Origin of the sequence: Citrobacter sp. Cf125 (assembly GCF_030333935.1) — a bacterium.
GTDB lineage: Bacteria > Pseudomonadota > Gammaproteobacteria > Enterobacterales > Enterobacteriaceae > Citrobacter > Citrobacter freundii.
This window is the reverse complement of the sequence record NZ_JAOWEY010000022.1, coordinates 92,647-110,613: the sequence shown is the minus strand read 5'-3', so window position 1 is coordinate 110,613 and position 17,967 is coordinate 92,647. Positions and strand designations below refer to the sequence as shown.

Genomic DNA, 17,967 nt, shown 5'->3' with positions numbered 1-17,967 from the left:
TAAACAAATGAAAACATAAATCGCAAGTGGAATGAACAATTATTATTCATCAATTTGTCTAAAGTATAGCCGGGTTTTATTTGTTTGTGATAAAACCCGGTTTTTTTTCAGGCGCGGCGCGTTGCCAGCCAACAAAGTAGCGAACCCGCGCAGACCATCAGTGCGCCCTGCCAGAAAGATAGCGAAAGCGGTGCACTGAGTAACACAGCAGCCAGTGCAGAAGAGAGCACAGGGGTAAAATAGGATCCTACGGCCATGATGGTCACGTTGCCATGCAAAATGCCAATATTCCACGCCGCATAGGCAAATCCTAACGTTAATGCCGCTGAGAACATTTTAATAGTCACCGAAGTGCTGAAAATCATTTCTGGTTGCGGAGTCATAAAATAGTAAATCCACAAACTTGCGGCTGTTAGTAAAACGAACACGGTGATGCCGTTAAAGCCTTTTGCATATTTATTGGTCACCGTGCAATACGTTGCCCAGATAAAAGCGCCGAGAAAGGCGAGAAAATAGCTCAGCGGACTGCTGGCAACATTGCTGATAATTTCATCAAGGTTAAGACCGTTTTCACCACCCAATACCCAACAAACCCCGGTCAATGCGATAATTAATCCAGGGATCACCAGCCAGGTTGTTTTTTGACCATTAAATAAAATAGCAAACAATATCGTCAAACTCGGCCAGAGATAATTGACCATACCGACTTCAATAGCCTGGTGACGAGTAGCCGCATAACCGAGAGCCAGCGCTAAACATATTTCATAAGTAACAAAAAGCACGCTACCAGCGATTAAATAGCGCACAGGAATTTTTCTGATATTCGGAAAGCCGACGGTAAAAATCAGCAACAGACCACTTAACGAAAAAATCATTGCTGCGCCGCCTGCAGGACCCAGTCCTTCACTTACCCCACGCATGAGTCCGACCATCGTGCTCCAGAGCACGATGGCAATGAGCCCAATTAACGTTGCCTTTTGTTTTGTCATTCTGATTGTCTGTCCATGGTACTGGCAAAAATTTAAGCTGAAATTTATAGCACTTTTATACCGTAGCGCGCTAATTAATTGCCTTTCCCATACTCCCTTATGGGTACAAGGGTTAAACAAAGTGCACTATTTAGTAGCGGAACCGTTTCGTTATTGATTTGACGCAAAAAAAATATGGATATAGCTGATAGTTTCGTCGCGAAGTTGTACATGGCATCTTTCAGACTGCTGCGCTGGCGCAATTTGAGAGATTTCATGTACGAACCCCTGCAAAAAAGAGGAAAGCAATGGACGTCAGCCGCAGACAATTTTTTAAAATCTGCGCGGGCGGTATGGCGGGAACAACAGTGGCCGCTTTGGGTTTTGCACCCAAAATGGCACTGGCTCAGGCGCGAAACTATAAGCTGTTACGCGCCAAAGAGATCCGAAACACCTGCACATACTGTTCCGTAGGTTGCGGGCTATTAATGTATAGCCTGGGAGATGGAGCAAAAAACGCCAAAGAGTCGATTTACCATATTGAAGGGGATCCGGATCATCCGGTGAGCCGCGGGGCATTATGTCCTAAGGGCGCTGGATTACTGGATTACGTGCACAGTGAAAACCGTCTGCGTTACCCGGAATATCGCGCCCCTGGTTCCGACAAATGGCAGCGTATCAGCTGGGATGAAGCATTCACCCGTATCGCGAAGCTGATGAAAACTGACCGTGACGCCAACTTTATCGAGAAGAATGAGCAGGGCGTAACGGTAAACCGCTGGCTTTCAACTGGGATGTTGTGTGCATCGGCGGCAAGTAATGAAACCGGTATGCTGACGCAAAAATTTGTGCGCTCACTCGGCATGCTGGCAGTAGACAACCAGGCGCGCGTCTGACACGGACCAACGGTAGCAAGTCTTGCTCCAACATTTGGTCGCGGTGCGATGACCAACCACTGGGTTGATATTAAAAATGCTAACGTCGTGATGGTGATGGGCGGTAACGCCGCTGAAGCACATCCGGTGGGATTCCGCTGGGCGATGGAAGCAAAAAACAACAATGATGCCACGCTGATTGTTGTTGACCCTCGTTTTACACGTACAGCTTCGGTGGCGGATATCTATGCGCCAATTCGTTCCGGCACGGACATTACGTTCCTGTCCGGCGTCTTGCTGTACCTGATTGAAAACAACAAAATCAACGCTGAATACGTTAAGCATTACACCAACGCCAGCCTGCTGGTGCGGGATGACTTTGCTTTCGAAGACGGTCTGTTCAGCGGTTATGACGCAAACAAACGCCAATATGATAAATCGTCCTGGAACTACCAGTTCGATGAAAACGGCTACGCGAAACGCGATGAAACGTTAAGCCATCCTCGCTGTGTCTGGAACCTGCTAAAACAGCACGTTTCCCGCTACACGCCGGATGTGGTGGAAAACATTTGTGGTACGCCGAAAGAAGACTTCCTGAAAGTCTGCGAAGTGCTGGCTTCCACCAGCGCAGCGGATCGCACCACCACGTTCCTGTACGCGCTGGGTTGGACTCAGCATACCGTCGGGGCGCAGAACATCCGCACCATGGCGATGATCCAGTTGCTGCTCGGCAACATGGGGATGGCAGGTGGCGGTGTCAACGCCTTGCGCGGTCACTCCAACATTCAAGGGTTAACCGACTTAGGTCTGCTCTCTACCAGCCTGCCGGGCTACCTGATGCTGCCGTCAGAGAAACAGACAGACCTGCAAACCTATCTGGCCGCGAACACGCCAAAAGCGACATTGGCCGATCAGGTTAACTACTGGGGCAACTATCCGAAGTTCTTCGTCAGCTTGATGAAATCTTTCTACGGCAATGCTGCACAGAAAGAAAACGACTGGGGTTTTGAGTGGCTGCCGAAGTGGGATCAGTCCTATGACGTAATCAAATACTTCAACATGATGGATAGCGGAAAAGTCACCGGCTACATCTGTCAGGGCTTTAACCCGGTTGCGTCCTTCCCGGACAAAAACAAAGTGGTGCAGAGCCTCAGCAAACTGAAGTATCTGGTGGTTATCGATCCGCTGGTGACCGAGACCTCAACGTTCTGGCAGAACCACGGTGAGTCAAACGACGTTGATCCTGCGTCGATTCAGACCGAAGTCTTCCGTTTGCCTTCTACCTGCTTTGCGGAAGAGGACGGCTCCATCGCCAACTCCGGCCGTTGGCTGCAGTGGCACTGGAAAGGTCAGGACGCACCGGGCGAAGCCCGCAACGACGGCGAAATTCTGGCCGGTATTTACCACCGTCTGCGAGACATGTATCGCACTGAAGGCGGTAAAGCTGTAGAACCCGTTCTGAAAATGAGCTGGAACTATAAGCAGCCGGACGAACCGCACTCAGAGGAAGTGGCGAAAGAGAACAACGGCTATGCGCTGGAAGATCTCTATGATGCCAACGGTGTACTGGTTGCGAAGAAAGGTCAGTTGCTCAACAGCTTTGCGTTGCTGCGCGATGATGGTTCTACGTCATCATCCTGCTGGATTTATACCGGTAGCTGGACCGAGCAGGGCAACCAGATGGCCAATCGCGATAACGCCGATCCGTCAGGTCTGGGTAATACGCTGGGCTGGGCCTGGGCATGGCCGCTGAACCGTCGCGTGCTGTATAACCGCGCTTCGGCGGATCCACAGGGTAAACCGTGGGATCCAAAACGCATGCTTATCCAGTGGAACGGTACGAAGTGGACGGGTAACGATATCCCGGACTTCAATACCGCGGCACCGGGCAGTGGCACCAATCCATTTATCATGCAGCCGGAAGGGCTGGGGCGTCTGTTTGCTATCGATAAGATGGCGGAAGGTCCGTTCCCGGAACACTACGAGCCGATGGAAACGCCGCTGGGTACTAACCCGCTGCACCCGAATGTGATCTCCAACCCGGCAGCGCGTCTGTACGAGGCGGATAAACTCCGTATGGGCACGAAACAGGACTTCCCGTACGTCGGGACGACCTATCGTCTGACCGAACATTTCCATACCTGGACCAAGCACGCATTGCTGAATGCGATTGCCCAGCCAGAGCAGTTTGTGGAAATCAGCGAAACGCTGGCGGCAGCGAAAGGGATCAACAACGGCGATCACGTGAAAGTTAGCAGCAAACGTGGATTTATTCGTGCAGTTGCCGTGGTGACCCGTCGTCTGCGTACCCTGAACGTCAACGGTCAACAGGTTGAAACGGTTGGGATCCCAATCCACTGGGGCTTTGAAGGAGTCGCGCGTAAAGGCTTTATCGCCAACACCCTGACGCCGAATGTCGGTGATGCAAACTCGCAAACGCCGGAATACAAAGCGTTTTTAGTTAACATCGAGAAGGCGTAAGGGAGGCGAACATATGTCTATGGAAACGCAGGACATCATCAAACGGTCCGCAACAAACTCCATCACGCCGCCGCCTCAGGCCCGTGATTACAAAGCCGAGGTCGCGAAGCTGATCGACGTTTCCACCTGTATAGGCTGTAAGGCCTGTCAGGTGGCATGCTCAGAGTGGAACGATATCCGCGATGAAGTTGGCCACTGCGTCGGGGTGTATGACAACCCCGCCGATCTCAGCGCCAAGTCCTGGACGGTGATGCGGTTTACCGAAACCGAACAGAACGGCAAGCTGGAGTGGTTGATTCGTAAAGATGGCTGTATGCACTGTGAAGATCCGGGCTGCCTGAAGGCATGCCCGTCTGCCGGGGCAATCATCCAGTACGCCAACGGGATTGTCGATTTCCAGTCAGAACACTGTATTGGCTGCGGCTACTGTATTGCCGGGTGTCCATTTAATATTCCGCGCCTCAATAAAGAGGATAACCGCGTGTATAAATGTACGCTGTGTGTCGACCGGGTCAGCGTCGGGCAGGAACCTGCCTGCGTGAAGACCTGTCCGACCGGGGCAATACATTTCGGCACCAAGCAGGAAATGCTGGAAATGGGCGAACAGCGTGTGGCAAAACTGAAAGCACGCGGTTTCGAACACGCCGGTCTCTACAACCCGGAAGGTGTGGGTGGTACGCACGTTATGTACGTTCTGCATCATGCCAACCAGCCGGAGCTGTATCACGGCCTGCCGAAAGATCCGCAGATCGATACCTCTATCAATCTGTGGAAAGGGGCGCTGAAACCGCTGGCCGCTGCCGGATTTATCGCCACCTTCGCCGGGCTGATTTACCACTACATTGGTATCGGTCCGAATAAGGAAGTGGACGACGACGAGGAGGATCATCATGAGTAAGTCGAAAATGATTGTGCGCACGAAGTTTATCGACCGCGCCTGTCACTGGACGGTGGTGATCTGCTTCTTCCTGGTGGCGCTGTCGGGGATTTCGTTCTTCTTCCCGACTCTGCAATGGCTGACGCAAACCTTCGGTACGCCGCAGATGGGACGCATTTTGCACCCGTTCTTCGGCATACTGATCTTCGTCGCGCTAATGTTCATGTTTGTGCGCTTTGTGCACCACAACATCCCGGATAAAAAAGATATTCCGTGGCTGAAAAACATTGTGGAAGTGCTGAAAGGCAATGAACACAAAGTAGCGGATGTGGGCAAGTACAACGCCGGGCAGAAAATGATGTTCTGGTCGATCATGAGCATGATTTTCGTGCTGCTGATTACCGGTATTATTATCTGGCGTCCATACTTTGCGCAGTTCTTCCCGATGCAGGTTGTGCGCTATAGCCTGCTGATCCATGCGGCGGCGGGGATTATCCTGATGCACGCCATCCTCATCCATATGTATATGGCATTCTGGGTGAAAGGTTCGATTAAAGGCATGGTTGAAGGGAAGGTGAGCCGTCGCTGGGCGAAGAAACATCACCCACGTTGGTATCGCGAAGTTGAAAGACAAGAAGCGAAAAAAGAGAGCGAGGAAGGGGTTAACTAATCCCTGATGTTCCCTCTACGCAATGGCGCTACATCGGTAGCGCCATTTTTTTGCCAAAAAAACGTCATGTTTCTGTCATCTGCTGAACGTAAGGTGTTGTCTTTCCAATAATAGAAGAGTTAAAAGACAATGCATCTGGTGAAAAAACTACTCGCAGTCAGCGTGTTTCTTTGTGCTTCAGCTCAGGCGCAGAACATCCTCGAATTTCCTCAGCCGGAGAATAACCCGGAAGAGTTTTATGCCGTAACCGAAATCCCGGCAGGTGGAATGATTAAATATGAAACCGACGCCAAAACCGGGTTTATCGTTGCCGATCGCTTCCAGTCTATGCCAGTTGTCTATCCCGCCAACTACGGTTCACTAACCCAGTCTTTAGCCGGTGACGGCGACCCGCTGGATGTTATCTTTTATACTCGTGCGCCGCTGGCTCCGGGGACGTTGATTAAGCTGCGCGCAATAGGCGTCCTGAAGATGATCGACGGCGGTGAAAAGGACGACAAAATTGTCGCCGTGCCGGCCAGTAAAATTGACCCCACTTATGACAACATCAAAGAATTGAGCGATCTGCCCAAGATTGAAGTTCAACGTCTGGAATCTTTCTTCCGCGTGTACAAAGATCTGCCGGAAGGGCGCAAGAAGGTCGAATTAAACGGTTTCAACGACGCCGCTACGGCAAAGCAAGAGATCAAACAGGCCTGGGATGCCTGGAAAGAGAAAAAACCGCAGCAATAAATGGTATGCCGGATGGCAAAAGTTTATCCGGCATTTACTTTTATCACTGTACTGCCAGCTTACGCAGGCGTGAAATATCCACGCTTTTTTGGGCCTCTGCCAGACTCCAGGTAGTTTGCAGGTTTAACCACATTTCGGGTGAGCTGCCAATCACCACAGAGAGTTTAATCGCCATCTCAGGCGTTAGGGCTGCTTTCCCGGTTAATAGTCGACTTGCCGTTGAAGGTGCAATCTCCATAGCTCTGGCAAACTCGCGCAGGCTGACATTGAGTTCTTCCAGCGCTTCCTGAATGATATCCCCAGGACGGGGATGATTTGCCATCTTCATCAATGATAGTCCTCGTAGTCCAGTATGTACGCGTCGCCATTGACGAATTCAAACGTAATACGCCAGTTACCTGAAACAGCTATTGCCCATATGCCATCACGATCACCTACCAGAGGATGTAGCTTATAACCGGGCATATTGATATCTGTAACCTTGCTTGCCGCATCAATAACGGCAAGCCTGTGTCGTAATCGTCGGACATGTTTCGCCATAACGCCTGATGTTCTTCCATGAAGAAACAAATCTCGCAATCCCTTGTGTCTGAAGTTCATGATCATCCGTATCATCCTTGTTCCTTCAAGAGGAACACTACCATTAATGTTCCGTGAAGCGCAACGCCAAGATTGCGATTTTTAAAATTGTGCGGCGAATGCGCTAAAAGAAAAAGGGAGAAGGGGAATATCTGGAAAGCGTCACGCAAGAATTGCCGGATGGCAGGCCTACACGCGCATTTTGCTGGTGTAGGCCGGATAAGCTTGCGCCATCCGGCAATAAAGATTACTTCAGTTGTGAGTTCAGACGCTCAATCTCTTTACGCCATTGCGCCTGTAACAGCGGTTTTTGATGTTTCGGCTTGCGGGCGAGATCGTCGGCCAGACGCTGTTCCAGATCGAGGAGTTGTTCCAGCAATCCATCGCTGTCACAGCTTATTTCAACTTTCGCATCGACCACTGTTTTGGGAACGGTTATCTCCGCGGACGTTTCTCTAATACGCGCATTGACCGCCTCCAGATCGTGCCATTCACTGAGTTCGCCATTGTCGATTAACCAGAACCGGTTACAGCTTTGGCTGATAAGCTGGCGGTCGTGACTGACCAGCAACACGCCGCCGTTATAGCTTTGTAGCGTTTCTGCCAGCGCCTCTTTACCTTCCATATCCAGATGGTTGGTCGGTTCATCGAGCATCAGCAGACTGTAGCGCGCAAGCGTCAGCCCCACAAACAGCAGCCGGGAGCGCTCACCGCCGCTTAATGTACTGACCCTCTGCGTATGACGAATCCACGGAAAACCCGCGCTAATCAGCGCCATCTTGCGAATCTCTGGCTGCGGGGCAAACGCTTCCAGCGCGTCAAACAATGAATCGTTATCAGCAAGCTGATGCAGCGTCTGATCGTAATAGCCCAGCGTAACGCGCGGGTGCAACACCAGTGAAGGCGATGCCAGCTGTGATTGAAACTGTTGCCAGATAAGCCTTAACAGCGATGATTTCCCACAACCGTTACGCCCGACAATCGCCACGCGATCGCCGCTTTTTAACCGGATACTGGCAATGGAAAACAGTGTATCTGCGTTGGGAGCAGGGGCTACAGACAGATTAGTCATCTCCAGCAAACGATCTGCACGCAGGGAATCACCCTGCAATGTTAGTGTCCACTGACTTCCTGCCGTCACTTCTGTCTGCACCTCTTTCAGGCGCTGCACCTGTCTTTCCATCTGCTTGGCCTTGCGGGAGAGATCTTCGTTGTCGTAGACCCGCCCCCAGGTTGCCAGCCGTTTGCCGCTGGCGGTAACCCGGTCTATCTCTTTTTGCTCAGCCTTGTGGCGCAGAGCATCGCTGACGTCTCTTTCTGCCAGCGCCTGACGTGCCGCGCTACAGGGTAGATCAAAGGCATGGAGAGTGCGATCGCGTAGGATCCACGTTCCGTGAGTCACCACGTCCAGCAACTGCGGGTCGTGGGAAACCACCACAAAACTGCCAGACCAGTTCTGTAAGAACTGCTCCAGCCACAGTAATGTTGGCAAATCCAGATGGTTACCAGGTTCATCCAGCAGCAGCAGGTCAGGATTACGCATCAGCGCCCGCGCTAATAGCAAGCGTGTGTGCTGGCCACCGCTCAACGTTTGCGCTGTCAGAGATAAATTCTCTGGCGTGAACCCCATTTCGGCAAGCAGCGCTTCAACCCGCCATTGTTGAGCCGCACGCTCATGCTCAGGAAGTTGAGCGAGAACGGCTTCCTGCAGCGTAAGAGGCAGTATATCGTCAGGTAGATGTTGTTCTACACGCGCGAGATGGCAGTGATTCGCTTGCGCGATTGCTCCACTGGTGGGCGAAATCGTGCCATCGAGCAGTTTTAACAGCGTGCTTTTTCCGCAGCCGTTGTAACCGATAAGCCCGATGCGGTCGCCTTTTTTCAGGGTAAAGGAAAGATCGTCGAATAGCGTGCCGAATGCCGTATCAACGTGTAAGGATTGTGCGGTTAGTAATGTGCTCATTGTTGCTTACTCAAGAGTTACAGGCGTGAAAACGCCTCGTCAAACATCGCTGACGATAACCCGGTAAGCCCGAGAGAAGGGGATTTAGAAGTTAGCTTCGCTCAAGCAAAGTTATCGCAGCACGATACCGATAACGCTTGAGCACTGGCGATCGCCAAAAGCATGTGAAACGATAAAACGTTCACAGTACAGCATAAGTATCCTCCTTTTGTTTTTCAGAGTGTTGATCGGTAGCGAAAGTGTAATCGCAAATTACGCTTTCGCGCAAACTTTGCACGCCCGGCAGCAATGTGCCGCCGGGCAAACCGTCAGATAGAAGTACGACGGTAGTCGCGATATTCCGCCTGCCAGAAATTATCGTCAATAGCCTGTTGCAGCGCTTCGGCGGAGGTTTTCACCGCCACACCTTGCTGCTGGGCCATTTTACCGACAGCAAAGGCAATGGCACGAGAAACCGTCTGAATATCTTTCAGTTCCGGTAGCACCAGTCCTTCACCGTTGAGCACCAGCGGTGAATACTGTGCCAGCGTTTCACTGGCCGACATCAGCATTTCATCAGTGATGCGCGACGCGCCAGAAGCAATCACGCCAAGGCCAATACCCGGGAAGATGTACGCGTTATTACACTGGGCGATCGGGTAAGTTTTCTCTTTCCACACTACCGGTGCAAACGGGCTACCGGTCGCAACCAGCGCGTTGCCTTCGGTCCAGGCGATAATATCCTGCGGCGTGGCTTCTACACGAGAAGTCGGGTTAGACAGCGGCATGACGATCGGACGCGGACAATGCTTGTGCATTTCGCGGATGATCTCTTCGGTAAACAGACCAACCTGTCCGGAAACCCCGATCAGGATGTCAGGTTTAACGTTGCGGACCACATCGAGCAACGACAGGACATCTTCTTGTGTATCCCAGTGCTGCAGATTTTCGCGTTTTTGCACCAGTTTGGTCTGGAAGGAGAGCAGGTTCGGCATTTTGTCGGTTAAGAGGCCGAAGCGATCGACCATGAATACGCGTTGACGCGCCGCTTCTTCGCTTAAACCTTCTCGCTGGATTTGCGCAATGATCTGCTCGGCGATCCCGCATCCGGCGGAACCCGCGCCGAGGAAGACGATGTTTTGTTCGCTCAGCTGGCTTCCGGCCGCGCGGCTAGCCGCAATCAGCGTACCGACGGTAACCGCCGCGGTGCCCTGAATATCGTCGTTAAATGAGCAAATTTCATCGCGATAACGGGTCAGCAGTGGCATAGCGTTTTTCTGGGCGAAATCTTCAAACTGCAACAGCACGTCCGGCCAGCGATGCTTCACGGCCTGGATGAATTCATCAACGAATTCGTAGTATTCATCATCAGTGATACGCGGATTGCGCCAGCCCATATACAGCGGATCGTTCAGCAGTTGCTGGTTGTTGGTCCCCACGTCCAGTACCACCGGAAGTGTATAGGCCGGGCTAATTCCGCCACATGCGGTATACAGCGACAGTTTACCGATTGGAATGCCCATCCCGCCGATCCCCTGATCGCCAAGACCTAAAATACGTTCGCCATCGGTGACAACGATGACCTTGATATTGTGGTTAGGGACGTTTTGCAGGATATCGTCCATATTGTGGCGGTTCTGATAAGAGATAAACACGCCGCGCGCACGACGATAAATCTCAGAGAAACGCTCACAGGCTGCGCCGACCGTTGGGGTATAGATAACTGGCATCATCTCATCCAGGTGATTATGCACCAGTCGGTAAAACAGGGTTTCGTTGGTGTCCTGGATGTTGCGCAGGTAAATATGTTTGTCGATTTCGGTTTTGAAGCCCTGATATTGGATCCAGGCGCGTTCAGCCTGTTCCTCAATCGTTTCGACGACTTCTGGCAGTAACCCCAGCAGGTTGAAGTTACGGCGTTCTTCCACACTGAAGGCGCTCCCTTTATTCAGTAAAGGGAATTCCAGCAGTACCGGGCCAGCGTAAGGGATGTAAAGGGAACGCAGTTTTTTAGTTTCGTTTTCCATGTCACTCACTCTTTTTTGAATAACCGTCCCTGGCGCTCTTTATGATCGTATGTGGCCTGTGCGCCAGGGAAACGGGCGAAGTATAAAGCATTGTGAATGGGTTAAGGGGTTTTATAAGCAAAAACACCACTGCGGTTGCAATGGTGTTTATCTCGTTACTCAGTCAGACGTGCGAAAGGCTACTTGCCGTCAGCGCGGCGCTTTCTTCCAGTAGGATTGTTGACCACGTTGGTTTTGTCACCTTCGGTCACGATTTTACGTTGATTTGAGATTTTGTGGTCCAGTCCGAGAATATGACGGGCCTGACGGTTCGATTTCATTCTAACTCCTTAATCCTGTTACTGGTTTCAAGGGCGAGCCCGTATGAGAACGGACGAAATACAACCTGATATAAAGCCGATGTTCAACATAACGGCTTTCTGGATGGTCGGTCATTTTATCTGAAAGGTCAATGCTTAAGCGGCAAATGAGAACTATCCCGTATGTAACATGCTTTTTCCCGGGCGTCCTATACTAGTAACTCCGACGACAACACAGGAGAGCGGTAATGACTATCCATAAGAAAGGTCAGGCACACTGGGAAGGCGACATTAAGCGCGGCAAAGGCACTGTGTCGACCGAAAGTGGCGTGTTAAATCAGCAACCGTATGGGTTTAATACACGATTTGAAGGTGAGAAAGGCACCAATCCTGAAGAGTTGATTGGCGCGGCCCATGCAGCCTGCTTCTCGATGGCGCTTTCACTGATGCTGGGTGAAGCAGGGTTTACCCCAGATGCCATTGATACCACTGCCGATGTTTCTCTGGATAAGGTAGATGCCGGGTTTGCGATCACTAAAGTCGCGTTGCATAGTCAAGTGAGCGTGCCGGGGATAGACGCCGCCACGTTTGACGGCATCATCCAGAAAGCAAAAGCCGGATGCCCGGTATCTCAGGTTCTGAAAGCGGAAATAACGCTGGATTACAAACTGAAGTCTTAATAAAGTCGTGCCGGATGTGACCAGTTCTTATCCGGCACCTGATGATGTTATTGCGCTACCCAACCGCCATCCATATTCCACGCTACGCCACGCACTTGCGCCGCACCGTCTGAACATAAGAATAACGCGAGATTCCCTAACTGCTCTGGGGTAACGAATTCGCGCGACGGCTGCTTTTCAGCCAGCAAGGCGTCACGGGCTGCCTCAGGCTCTGCGCCTTCGGCAATACGCTTATCGATCTGCTGCTGGACCAGCGGCGTTAGCACCCAGCCGGGACACAGCGCATTGCAGGTGATTTCCGTCTGCGCGGTTTCCAGCGCGATGGTCTTGGTTAATCCCACCACACCGTGCTTCGCTGCTACGTAGGCAGATTTCTCTTTTGAAGCCACCAGGCCGTGAACAGAAGCGATATTAATGATGCGCCCCCAGTTTCGCGCGCGCATACCGGGAAGCGCCAGACGCGTGGTGTGAAAAACGGAGGAGAGGTTAATCGCGATAATCGCGTTCCATTTATCAACCGGGAAGGTTTCTATCGGTGAAACATGCTGGATCCCGGCGTTATTGATAAGAATATCCACACCGCCGAATTCGCTCTCTGCATAGCGCATCATGTCGGCAATTTGCGCTTCATCGCTCAGATCCGCGCCATGATAGCCTGGCGTTTTGCCATACTGCGCAACAGCGTCTTTGGCAGCATCAACATCACCAAACCCGTTGAGGATCAGGGTGGCGCCAGCTTGCGCCAGCACCTGTGCGATACCTAATCCGATACCACTGGTCGAGCCGGTAACCAGGGCGGTTTTTCCCGTTAAGTTCATGATGATTCTCCTTAAACAATTCCGGTGGTGTAGAAGACGCCGATGACAAACAGTACGGCCAGACTTTTAATGATGGTAATAGCGAAAATTCCGCCATACGCCTGACGATGACTAAGGCCGGTGATAGCCAATAAGGTAATGACCGCGCCGTTATGCGGTAGGGTGTCCATACCGCCGCTGGCCATAGATGCCACGCGGTGGAAGACTTCAAGTGGGATATTGGCGGCATGTGCGGCAGCGATGAAAGTGTCAGACATGGCGGCAAGGGCAATACTCATCCCGCCAGACGCCGAACCGGTGATCCCGGCAAGCGTGGTAATGCTGATAGCCTCATTGAGCAGCGGGTCAGGAATAGCCGCCAGCGCTTTTGACAGCACGAGGAAGCCCGGCAGGGCGGCGATCACTGCGCCAAAACCGTACTCTGACGCGGTGTTCATCGCCGCGAGGATCGCGCCGCCAACTGCCGTTCTGCTGCCTTCCGCCAGGCGACCTTTAATGTTGCGGTAGCCGAAGAGCACCACCAGCAGGATCCCAGAAATCAGCGCCGCTTCCACTGCCCAGATAGCGGTGATTTTACCGACTTCGGTGGTAATCGGTTTGGCAAGCCCCGGAAGTTCAAGTTGATGCGTGGCGCCGTACCACTGTGGGATCCAGCGGGTAAACAGCAGGTTAAATACCCCAACCAGGATCAGCGGAGAGATCGCGATGATCGGGTTCGGCAGATTAATGTTATCCGGCGTTTCCGGCTCGTTTAACAGTTCAGTGCCATAGCCTTCATTCTTTGCCTGCGCTTTACGACGCTGACGTTCGAGATAAACCAGACCGACGAAAATAATAAACAGCGAGCCTATCAGCCCCAGCCACGGCGCAGCCCAGGCGTTAGTCCCAAAGAAGCTGGTCGGAATAATGTTCTGGATCTGCGGCGTGCCAGGCAGAGCGTCCATCGTGAAAGAGAATGCGCCCAGCGCAACGGTGGCCGGGATCAGGCGCTTAGGAATATTACTCTGGCGGAACAGCTCCGCCGCAAATGGATACACCGCAAACGCCACGACGAACAGCGAAACCCCGCCGTAGGTTAACAGCGCACACACCAGCACGATCACCGGGATGGCGTGACGACGACCGAGGATGTTGATAGCGGCGGCAACAATGGAACGTGAAAATCCAGATAACTCGATTAACTTGCCAAACACTGCACCCAGCAAGAACACCGGGAAGTAAAGCTTCACAAAACCGACCATTTTTTCCATAAACAGGCCGGTGAAAGCGGGGCCGACGGCGCTGGGTTCAGTGAGTAATACAGCACCTAATGCCGCGATGGGGGCAAACAGAATGACGCTGTATCCGCGATAGGCTGCAAGCATCAGCAGGCCCAGCGCTGCCAGGGCGATTAATACACTCATCATGACTCCTTATTATTATATTGGGGTACAGAAAGAGACGTTATGGTTTCAGGGCAAAACGCAGTTGATGCTCTCTGCGTTGCTGGATGTACTCCTTGCGCGAATCATCCCAGCGATAAAATCCCTGACCGCTGCGTAAACCGGTATCACCGTTGGCTACCTTGTCAGCGACCAACGACATCATCTCGCTGCCGGTTGCCAGTTCCGGGAGCAGATGCCGACAAATATCCTGCACCGTAGAGAGTCCGGTCATATCTGCCGCTTCCAGCGGGCCAACCATCGCATAGCGACGTCCGAGCGAGGCGCGCATGACCTGATCCACCACCTCTGCGCTGGCGATGCCGCTTTTAACGATATGAAGCGCTTCACGCAGCAAAGCAAACTGCAGTCGATTGCCGACAAACCCTGGTGCGGCGCGATCGAGCACGACGGCTTCCAGTTGCATCGAGAGCAGCCACTGTTGCAGCTCACGCAGGTATTCCGCTTTGGTGGCGGTGCCGGGGACAATTTCGACCAGCGGAATAAAATGTGGCGGGTGCCAGAAATGGGCGATGAGCAGCCGCTCAGGATGGACGAGCTTTTCTGCCAGCGCATCCGGCGGCAGGCCGCTGGTATTACTGGCAATGACGGCCTCAGGCGCGATCAGATCTTCCAGTTGCGCATACAACGCGTGCTTGAGCTCGAGCCGCTCCGGGATCGCTTCAATCAGTAACCCGCACGCAGCAATCTCCGGTAGCGAAGTCGTACCGTGCAGACGACTCACAACCTGGTCTTTTTCGTCTACGGCAAACTGTTCGGCGGTAATCAGCTCATCCAGAATACCGCTGGCAACGGCGCTAATTTCTGCAATTCGGCTGCTATCGGTGTCATACAGCCAGATATCGTGACCATAACGGGCGAAGTGGGTGGCAATACCGACCCCCATTAACCCCGCCCCCAGAACGCAGACAGGCTTACTTTGCATGAGAGACCTCCTGCAAACGCTCTACCGCCAGCGCTACGCCCTGACCGCCGCCTACGCACAGCGTAGCCAGCCCTTTGGTCGCGTTACTGCGGGCCATTTCGTGCAACAGTGTCACCAGGATTCGGCAACCAGATGCACCGATGGGATGGCCCAGCGCAATCGCGCCGCCATTTACGTTCACCCGGTCGCTGTCCCAGTTCAGGGATTCGCCAACCGCCAGCGCTTGTGCGGCAAAGGCTTCGTTGGCCTCAATGAGATCGACATCATTCAACGTCCAGCCCGCTCGCTTCAGGCACTGGAGTGACGCTTCTACCGGCCCAAGGCCCATAATGGCGGGATCGACACCAGAAACCGCGTAGCCTGCTACCCGGGCAAGCACTGGCAAATTGAGTTCTGCGGCTTTGCCGGCGCTCATCAACATCACCGCGGCGGCACCATCATTGATGGATGATGCATTTCCGGCGGTCACCGTGCCGTTTCCTGGCAGAAATGCTGGTTTAAGTTGCGCCAGCTTGTCGGCCTGAGTATCCGGGCGAGGCTGTTCGTCACGGTCCACCACACGTGGCGGCTTTTTGCCTTGTGGGACGCTAACCGGCGTGATTTCCGCGCTAAAACGACCCGCTTCAATGGCAGCGGCGGCTTTTTGCTGGGAGCGCAGGGCAAAAGCGTCCTGCTGCTCACGACTGATTACGAACTTATCCGCCAGATTTTCGGCAGTAATACCCATGTGATAGTCGTTGAACGCATCCCACAAGCCGTCATGCACCACGCTGTCTTTCATACTGGCATGACCCAACCGCAGGCCGGCCCGCGCGCCGTCGAGAAAATAGGGCGCATTGCTCATGCTCTCCTGGCCTCCGGCAATCACGATTTGCGCATCGCCACAGCGAATTGCCTGTACCGCCTGATGCACCGCCTTCAGGCCAGAACCGCACACCAGATTAATGGTTAACGCCGGTGTGGTTGACGGCAGTCCTGCGCGTAACGCCGTTTGTCTGGCCGGATTCTGGCCGCAGCCTGCCGTCAGAACCTGACCTAAAATCACTTCATCAATTTGTTCAGGCGCCACAGCCGTTTTTTCCAGCAGCGAACGGACAACCGCTGTACCTAACTCCACGGCGGAAAGTGGTGCCAGCGCACCATGAAAACTGCCAATCGGGGTGCGCGTTGCCGCGACAATTACAACATCCTGCATGGTCAGCTCCTCAGTTAAATTGCATTTCGGGGACAGTTTCGGGCACGATCAGCTTGCCGGCGGTTCTGGCGACGATTTCATCCACACTGATACCCGGGGCGCGTTCACGCAGAATGAACGCCCCGTCGGCAATTTCCAGCAGAGCCAGGTCGGTAAGCACGCGTTTGATGCAGGCCACGCCGGTCAACGGCAGGGTGCAGGCGGGAAGCAGTTTGGACTCACCGCTTTTGGAAGCATGGGTCATTACCACGATGATGTTGTCGGCTCCGGCAACCAGGTCCATCGCGCCGCCCATGCCTTTCACCATTTTTCCGGGGATCATCCATGAGGCGATATTGCCGTTAACATCGACTTCAAACGCACCGAGCACCGTCAGATCAACGTGGCCGCCGCGGATCATGGCGAAGGATTGCGCAGAGTCGAAAATCGCCGCGCCTTTGCGCGCCGTCACGGTCTGTTTCCCGGCGTTAATCATGTCGGCATCAATTTCGTCTTCTGTGGGAAACGGCCCCATACCCAGCAAACCGTTCTCTGATTGCAGCATCACGTCCATGCCATCAGGGATATAATTTGCCACCAGAGTGGGAATGCCGATCCCAAGGTTGACGTAATAACCGTCGCGCAGCTCGCGGGCGACGCGCATCGCCATTTGTTCACGCGTTAACATGGTCAGGCTCCTTTCTGGCGCAGGGTGCGTTGTTCAATACGTTTTTCAAACTGCCCCTGAATAATGCGGTTAACGAAAATTCCGGGAGTGTGAATCGCTGTAGGGTCCAGTTCTCCGGGAGGGACAATCTCTTCGACTTCCACGACGGTAATGCGCCCGGCGGCGGCCATCAGCGGATTAAAGTTCTGTGCGGTGTGGCGATAGATGACGTTGCCGTACCAGTCGGCTTTCCAGCCTTTAACCAATGCAAAATCACCGGTTATCGCCTGTTCAAGGATGTAAGGGCGTCCGGCAAACTCGCGAACCTCTTTCCCTTCCGCCACGGGGGTTCCATATCCGGTCGCGGTAAAAAATGCCGGGATCCCTGCGCCGCCCGCGCGCAACTGCTCTGCCAGCGTACCCTGTGGCGTCAGGATGGCTTCCAGTTCGCCGCTAAGCACCTGCTTCTCAAACAGGGCGTTTTCCCCTACATAGGACGCGACCACTTTGCGCACCTGGCGCGTTTCCAGCAGTACGCCAAGGCCAAAGCCATCCACGCCACAGTTGTTTGATACAACGGTAAGTCCCTGTACTTCTCGACGGCGTACTTCGGTAATCAGGTTTTCAGGGATCCCACATAAACCAAAACCGCCCGCCAGCAGCGTCATGTTGTCGGTCAGTCCTTCCAGCGCCTCTTGATAAGTGGCAACACGTTTATCCAGTCCAGCCATACACTTGCCTCCCCAGTTGTCCTTGCCGACATCATTGGGGGTGAAAAATGATTTGTTAATTTTAAATTTGTGACTCACTC

General features: G+C 53.1%; 17 protein-coding genes. 5 read left to right on the top strand and 12 right to left on the bottom strand.

The features are described 5' to 3' along the window. Positions 1-107 precede the first annotated feature (107 nt). Positions 108-989, bottom strand: a complete 882-nt coding sequence (yddG, locus tag OGV89_RS04670) for an aromatic amino acid efflux DMT transporter YddG (protein WP_003020082.1) — start codon at positions 987-989, stop codon at positions 108-110. A 287-nt stretch (positions 990-1,276) separates the two neighbouring features. Between yddG and fdnG the strand changes: the two genes are divergently transcribed. The 4 genes from fdnG to OGV89_RS04650 all read left to right on the top strand — a co-directional run bounded on the left by fdnG (position 1,277) and on the right by OGV89_RS04650 (position 6,603). Next, on the top strand, positions 1,277-4,324 hold the full coding sequence (gene fdnG, locus OGV89_RS04665; RefSeq protein ID WP_085952501.1) for a formate dehydrogenase-N subunit alpha: 3,048 nt from the start codon (positions 1,277-1,279) through the stop codon (positions 4,322-4,324). Between the two features lie 13 nt (positions 4,325-4,337). Then, positions 4,338-5,222: a formate dehydrogenase N subunit beta gene (fdnH, locus tag OGV89_RS04660; protein ID WP_003833024.1), complete on the top strand. Its 885-nt coding sequence runs from the start codon at positions 4,338-4,340 to the stop codon at positions 5,220-5,222. After that, positions 5,215-5,871 carry a formate dehydrogenase-N subunit gamma gene (gene fdnI, locus OGV89_RS04655; RefSeq protein ID WP_003020054.1) on the top strand — a complete coding sequence of 219 codons (657 nt, stop codon included), beginning with the start codon at positions 5,215-5,217 and terminating at the stop codon, positions 5,869-5,871. The genes fdnH and fdnI overlap by 8 nt, the downstream gene beginning before the upstream one ends. A 129-nt stretch (positions 5,872-6,000) precedes the next feature. After that, positions 6,001-6,603, top strand: coding sequence for an inorganic diphosphatase (locus OGV89_RS04650; RefSeq protein ID WP_115454849.1), 603 nt, complete (start codon positions 6,001-6,003; stop codon positions 6,601-6,603). A 43-nt stretch (positions 6,604-6,646) separates the two neighbouring features. On the opposite strand, the gene OGV89_RS04645 is transcribed toward OGV89_RS04650, so the two are convergent. The 5 genes from OGV89_RS04645 to sra form a co-directional block, all read right to left on the bottom strand. After that, complete coding sequence (locus tag OGV89_RS04645; RefSeq protein ID WP_003836231.1) at positions 6,647-6,931, bottom strand: HigA family addiction module antitoxin; 285 nt, start codon at positions 6,929-6,931, stop codon at positions 6,647-6,649. Beyond that, entirely contained in the window at positions 6,931-7,209 is a 279-nt protein-coding gene (locus tag OGV89_RS04640) for a type II toxin-antitoxin system RelE/ParE family toxin (protein ID WP_003836234.1), read from the bottom strand. The genes OGV89_RS04645 and OGV89_RS04640 overlap by 1 nt, the downstream gene beginning before the upstream one ends. 220 nt (positions 7,210-7,429) lie before the next feature. Continuing rightward, positions 7,430-9,145, bottom strand: a complete 1,716-nt coding sequence (locus OGV89_RS04635; RefSeq protein WP_286558217.1) for an ABC-F family ATP-binding cassette domain-containing protein — start codon at positions 9,143-9,145, stop codon at positions 7,430-7,432. 308 nt (positions 9,146-9,453) lie between these two features. Further along, complete coding sequence (gene maeA, locus OGV89_RS04630; protein ID WP_003836239.1) at positions 9,454-11,151, bottom strand: malate dehydrogenase; 1,698 nt, start codon at positions 11,149-11,151, stop codon at positions 9,454-9,456. A gap of 179 nt (positions 11,152-11,330) precedes the next feature. After that, positions 11,331-11,471: a stationary-phase-induced ribosome-associated protein gene (sra, locus tag OGV89_RS04625; RefSeq protein WP_003020039.1), complete on the bottom strand. Its 141-nt coding sequence runs from the start codon at positions 11,469-11,471 to the stop codon at positions 11,331-11,333. 227 nt (positions 11,472-11,698) lie between these two features. On the opposite strand from sra, the gene osmC reads away from it, so the two are divergent. Beyond that, entirely contained in the window at positions 11,699-12,130 is a 432-nt protein-coding gene (gene osmC, locus OGV89_RS04620; RefSeq protein ID WP_003020036.1) for a peroxiredoxin OsmC, read from the top strand. A 47-nt stretch (positions 12,131-12,177) separates the two neighbouring features. Here the strand turns inward: osmC and OGV89_RS04615 are convergent, their stop codons facing one another. The 6 genes from OGV89_RS04615 to OGV89_RS04590 are packed head-to-tail and all read right to left on the bottom strand — an operon-like array spanning position 12,178 to position 17,887. Beyond that, positions 12,178-12,948, bottom strand: coding sequence for a 3-hydroxybutyrate dehydrogenase (locus OGV89_RS04615; protein ID WP_003843689.1), 771 nt, complete (start codon positions 12,946-12,948; stop codon positions 12,178-12,180). A gap of 11 nt (positions 12,949-12,959) precedes the next feature. Beyond that, positions 12,960-14,354, bottom strand: coding sequence for a GntP family permease (locus tag OGV89_RS04610; RefSeq protein WP_196491835.1), 1,395 nt, complete (start codon positions 14,352-14,354; stop codon positions 12,960-12,962). Between the two features lie 37 nt (positions 14,355-14,391). Then, on the bottom strand, positions 14,392-15,315 hold the full coding sequence (locus tag OGV89_RS04605) for a 3-hydroxyacyl-CoA dehydrogenase family protein (protein WP_286558215.1): 924 nt from the start codon (positions 15,313-15,315) through the stop codon (positions 14,392-14,394). After that, positions 15,305-16,510, bottom strand: a complete 1,206-nt coding sequence (locus OGV89_RS04600) for an acetyl-CoA C-acetyltransferase (RefSeq protein ID WP_057063593.1) — start codon at positions 16,508-16,510, stop codon at positions 15,305-15,307. Before OGV89_RS04600 ends, OGV89_RS04605 begins: the two co-directional genes overlap by 11 nt. Before the next feature lie 10 nt (positions 16,511-16,520). Further along, positions 16,521-17,177: a CoA transferase subunit B gene (locus OGV89_RS04595; protein ID WP_003020022.1), complete on the bottom strand. Its 657-nt coding sequence runs from the start codon at positions 17,175-17,177 to the stop codon at positions 16,521-16,523. Positions 17,178-17,179: 2 nt separating this feature from the next. Beyond that, on the bottom strand, positions 17,180-17,887 hold the full coding sequence (locus tag OGV89_RS04590) for a CoA transferase subunit A (RefSeq protein ID WP_087878808.1): 708 nt from the start codon (positions 17,885-17,887) through the stop codon (positions 17,180-17,182). Positions 17,888-17,967 lie beyond the last annotated feature (80 nt).